Annotated in this window: 3 protein-coding genes; 1 reads left to right on the top strand and 2 read right to left on the bottom strand. The window is 70.7% G+C overall.

What is annotated here, in order from left to right; genetic code table 11:
- Window positions 1-245 (bottom strand): FGGY family carbohydrate kinase (locus AB0O00_RS36085; protein WP_363658932.1); only part of this gene is annotated, 245 nt, incomplete at its 3' end.
- A gap of 98 nt (window positions 246-343) precedes the next feature.
- On the opposite strand from AB0O00_RS36085, the gene xylA reads away from it, so the two are divergent.
- Entirely contained in the window at window positions 344-1516 is a 1173-nt protein-coding gene (gene xylA / locus AB0O00_RS36080; protein ID WP_363658931.1) for a xylose isomerase, read from the top strand.
- Window positions 1517-1733: 217 nt separating this feature from the next.
- Here the strand turns inward: xylA and AB0O00_RS36075 are convergent, their stop codons facing one another.
- A complete protein-coding gene (locus tag AB0O00_RS36075) occupies window positions 1734-2078 on the bottom strand; it encodes an RICIN domain-containing protein (protein ID WP_363658930.1) in 345 nt (114 codons plus the stop codon).
- Window positions 2079-2355 lie beyond the last annotated feature (277 nt).

Genomic DNA, 2355 nt, shown 5'->3' with positions numbered 1-2355 from the left:
ACGAGGCCGTGCTGCTGGCCGGCGACGGAGACGGCGGCCGCGCGGTCCGCCCAGCCGGTGCGGGCCGCGGCTTCGCCGAGCGCCTCCCACCACTGCTCGGGGTCGCTCTCGCGGCCGGCGCCGGTGCTGACGGTGTGCCGGGCGCGGCCCTCGCCCACCACGGCGCCGGTGTCGAGGTCGACGGCCAGGGCCTTGGTGGACTGGGTCGAGCTGTCGACGCCGATCACGACGCGCTGCTCAGCCATGCGTTCCTCCGGTGTGTGGGTTCCTTTTGACGTTCCGGCATACTAATTTGTTGAGAGCCCTGACAAACACCCCTCCGCACGTGATTCGGAGCCGCGCCATGTCCAGCGACCCGCTCGTCCCCACCCCCGCGCACAAGTTCACCTTCGGTCTGTGGACCGTCGGCTGGCAGGGGCGCGACCCCTTCGGCGACGCGACCCGCCCCGCCCTCGACCCGGTCGAGACCGTGCAGCGGCTCGCCGCGCTCGGCGCCCACGGCATCACCTTCCACGACGACGACCTGATCCCGTTCGGCACCGGCGACGCCGAGCGCGAGCAGATCGTCAAGCGGTTCCGTGCCGCCCTGGACACCGCCGGGCTCAAGGTGCCGATGGCCACCACCAACCTCTTCACCCACCCCGTCTTCAAGGACGGCGCGTTCACCGCCAACGACCGCGACGTGCGGCGCTACGCGCTGCGCAAGACGATCCGCAACATCGACCTGGCCGCGGAGCTCGGCGCCTCGGTCTACGTCGCCTGGGGCGGCCGCGAGGGCGCCGAGTCGGGGGCGGCCAAGGACGTGCGCACGGCCCTCGACCGGCTGAAGGAGGCCTTCGACCTCCTCGGCGAGTACGTCGAGCAGCAGGGCTACGACCTGCGCTTCGCGATCGAGCCCAAGCCCAACGAGCCGCGCGGCGACATCCTGCTGCCCACCGTCGGCCACGCGCTGGCGTTCATCAACGAGCTGGAGCGCCCCGACCGGGTCGGCCTCAACCCGGAGGTCGGCCACGAGCAGATGGCCGGCCTCAACTTCCCGCACGGCATCGCCCAGGCCCTGTGGCACGGCAAGCTGTTCCACATCGACCTCAACGGCCAGTCCGGCATCAAGTACGACCAGGACCTCCGCTTCGGCGCGGGCGACCTGCGGCAGGCCTTCTGGCTGGTCGACCTGCTGGAGTCGGCCGGCTACGACGGCCCCAGGCACTTCGACTTCAAGCCGCCGCGCACCGAGGACTTCGACGGCGTGTGGGCCTCGGCGGCCGCCTGCATGCGCAACTACCTGCTGCTGGCCGAGCGTTCCCGCGCCTTCCGCACCGATCCCGAGGTGCAGGCCGCGCTCACCGCCTCGCGCCTGCCCGAACTCGCCCTCCCCACGGCCCAGGACGGCCTCACCGGGCTCCTGGCGGACCGCTCCGCCTTCGAGGACTTCGACGTCGACGCCGCCGCCCGGCGCGGCATGGCCTTCGAGCAGCTCGACCAGCTGGCCTACGAACACCTCCTCGGCGCCCGCTGACCGCAGTCACGAGCGAGCCGGGCCGTAGGGGGGTGCACGGCCCGGCTCGCTCCGTCGCGGCCGCGCGAGCGCCTCACCGGCGTGGTCTGGTACTCGCCCAACCACTACCGGGACTTCTACCAGCTGTAGGGGCGCATCCACCGCCCGGGTCGGCGCCGACCCGTGAGGACCCCCGGCCGGGGGTCCTCACGGTGCCCGAATGGTCAGGCGCGGGCGGTCATGCCTTGCCCGGCAGGCGCCAGATCTGGTTCTTCTTGGTACTCAGCACGCTCGCGGGGTCGCAGGTCCACTGGTGGACGAGGGCTCCCAGTGCGGTCGACACCCCGCTGACGTCGACGCACTTGCCGCTGTCCACCGCGACGAGCTGGTAGTCCTGGCCGCTGCCCAGCGCGGTGACCGGCTCCAGCGTGAACATCTGGTTCGTCCCGCCGCCGCAGGTCCATTGGATGACGGCGGCTCCGTCGGCCGCGGAGGCACCCGAGACGTCCAGGCACTTACCGCTGCACTCGTCGACCATGGTGTAGGTGTTCGCCCGACCGGCGACCGGCTTGAGATCGAGCATCTGCTGGTAGCCGCCCTCGCAGTTGTACTGCTGGTCTGCGTGGCGTCGGGGTGCTGAGGTTGGTGTCGTCCAGGCACTGACCGCCGTAGAGATATCACGTCCCCCTGGCGGCCAAACATCCTATGTATGCCGGGCGGTCATCCAACTCGGCACGGAGAGGACAGATCGTCAGATTGCGCCCCAATATTGCTTGAGCCAGCCCAAAGGCCAGGCCAGCGGCCCTGTCAAGCACCCCAGAGACATCCAATGTATCGTCGGCGAGCAGCTCGCCCCGTCC

Origin of the sequence: Kitasatospora sp. NPDC093558 (assembly GCF_040683475.1) — a bacterium.
Classification (GTDB): Bacteria; Actinomycetota; Actinomycetes; order Streptomycetales; family Streptomycetaceae; genus Kitasatospora.
The sequence above is the reverse complement of the archived record's forward strand: the minus strand, read 5'-3'. Positions and strand labels throughout refer to the sequence as shown.

Excerpts from the sequence above, each read along its gene's own strand:
- xylA (WP_363658931.1), top strand. The coding sequence starts at position 344 with ATGTCCAGCGACCCGCTCGTCCCCACCCCCGCGCACAAGTTCACCTTC.
- AB0O00_RS36075 (WP_363658930.1), bottom strand. The coding sequence starts at position 2,078 with ATGCTCGATCTCAAGCCGGTCGCCGGTCGGGCGAACACCTACACCATG.